At 74.3% G+C, this 1,699-nt stretch carries 2 protein-coding genes and 1 pseudogene; all 3 read left to right on the top strand.

Annotated features, from left to right (window positions below):
• Nucleotides 1-828, top strand: an 828-nt coding sequence (locus QH283_RS17755) for a CopD family protein (protein ID WP_280504108.1), incomplete at its 5' end; no start/stop codon positions are given.
• Between the two features lie 119 nt (nt 829-947).
• Nucleotides 948-1,328 carry a DUF5313 family protein gene (locus QH283_RS17750; protein ID WP_280504107.1) on the top strand — a complete coding sequence of 127 codons (381 nt, stop codon included), beginning with the start codon at nt 948-950 and terminating at the stop codon, nt 1,326-1,328.
• A gap of 66 nt (nt 1,329-1,394) precedes the next feature.
• Nucleotides 1,395-1,607, top strand: a pseudogene (locus QH283_RS17745) (RNA-binding S4 domain-containing protein); the annotation flags it as partial.
• Nucleotides 1,608-1,699 lie beyond the last annotated feature (92 nt).

Below are 1,699 nucleotides of genomic sequence, written 5' to 3'. Positions count from 1 at the left end.
GGCGCGACCGTGCTCGGTCTGGCCGCGCTGCCCCGCCTGCACGAGCGCCTGCGCACGCCCTGGCTGGCCATGGCCGTCCTCGGCGGCGTCTGGTGGGTGGCCGAGGCCGGTGTGCTGGTCTGCGGCGCCGCCGAGGTGGTCGGCGTCCCGGTCGTCGGTCTCGGCGCCGGGCAGTTCGCCGACTATGTGGGCCAGGTGGGCACCGGCCGGATCGGGCTGGCCGTGCTGCTCGGCGTCGCCGTGCTCACCGGCTACAGCGCCCTGGCCTTCCGCCGCGACGGCCGGTCCTGGCCCGCCGAGCCGTCCGCCGACCTGGTGCTGGTGTTCGCGGCGGTGGCGCTGGCCTTGCGGCCGGTCACCGGGCACATGTCCCAGCAGCCGCTCGGGTCGGTGCTCGCGGCGGCGCACGCGCTGGCGGCGGCGGCCTGGCTCGGCCTGCTGGTGGCGCTGGCGCTGGTGGCCCGCGGCCGGGCCGAATGGGCGGCGGCCCTGCCGCGCTACTCCGCGCTCGCGCTGCCGCTGGCCGCGGTGGTGGCCACGACCGGCGTGCTCAACGGGTTCATCCGGCTCGCCGCGGACGACCCGGCGCGACCGGCCGGTCTGGTCGGCACGGGTCTGGTCGGCACCGGGTACGGCCGCGTCCTCCTCGCCAAGGCGACGGTGCTGGTCGCGCTGCTCGCCCTCGGCTGGTGGTGGCGGCGCGACTGGGTGCGCCGGGCGAGCGGGCACCGGATGAGCGCGGGGGACTCGCTGCGCCGCGCTGTCCTCGACGCGGCGCTCATGACGATCGCGTTCGGTCTGGCCGCGGCCCTCGCCGTCACGGCGTGACGATCCGCCTCCTGTCCTCCCGGGCTGTCCTGTCCTCTCAAGCTGTCCTGTCCTGCCTGGCCGTCATGTGCTCCCGGGCTGCCGGGGCCCGCGCGACCGGACATGGGATGCTGGGAAGCATGAGTGAACGCAGCACGCCGACCCTCCCGCAGCGGATCGGCTACATCTGCGGCAGGACCCTGCCCGCCTCCATGTCGGACTGGGTGCTGCGCGATCTCACCGGTCCCGGTGCGACGCGGCGCTACCTGATGCGCTTCCTGATTCCGGTGATCCCGCCGCTGTGCCTGTTCCTGCTGCTGCCCGGCCCGGCGTGGATGGGTCTGTCGATGATGGCGCTGCTGTATCTGCCGCTGATCTACTTCACGGTGGCGCTGATGTACGTCTACCGCAGGCACCGGCTCATCAAGCACGGCCTTGACCCCGCGCTGGCCGACGCCGACGCCAGGGCAAGGGCGGGCGCCGAACGCCTGGCCTATGAGCGCAGGCACGGGCGGGCCTGAACCCGTCCGGCCGCCGGGGCGGCACCCGGGGGAACCGCCGTGGCCGCGCGGGGCGATAATCGATCCATGTCCGAGCCAGTCGAGGTGCCCATTTCCGACGATCGGATCAAACTCGGCCAGTTCCTCAAGCTGGCCGACCTGATCGAATCCGGCTCGGAGGCCAAGACCGTGATCTCTTCCGGGCTGGTCAGAGTCAACGACGAGGTCGAACTGCGTCGCGGCCGCCAGTTGCGGGCGGGCGACGTGGTGAGCCTGGCCGGACGCCAGGCGCGGGTCACCCGGGGCGGGCGGCCCCCGCGCCCCCCCCCCCCCGCAATAGGCGCGGGCCCCCACCCCCGCGGGGTAGCGGTATAGCATAAAGCCCCGCCCGC

Origin of the sequence: Nocardia farcinica (assembly GCF_029867845.1) — a bacterium.
Lineage (GTDB): Bacteria > Actinomycetota > Actinomycetes > Mycobacteriales > Mycobacteriaceae > Nocardia > Nocardia farcinica_A.
The sequence above is the reverse complement of the archived record's forward strand: the minus strand, read 5'-3'. Positions and strand labels throughout refer to the sequence as shown.

Excerpts from the sequence above, each read along its gene's own strand:
- QH283_RS17750 (WP_280504107.1), top strand. The coding sequence starts at position 948 with ATGAGTGAACGCAGCACGCCGACCCTCCCGCAGCGGATCGGCTACATC.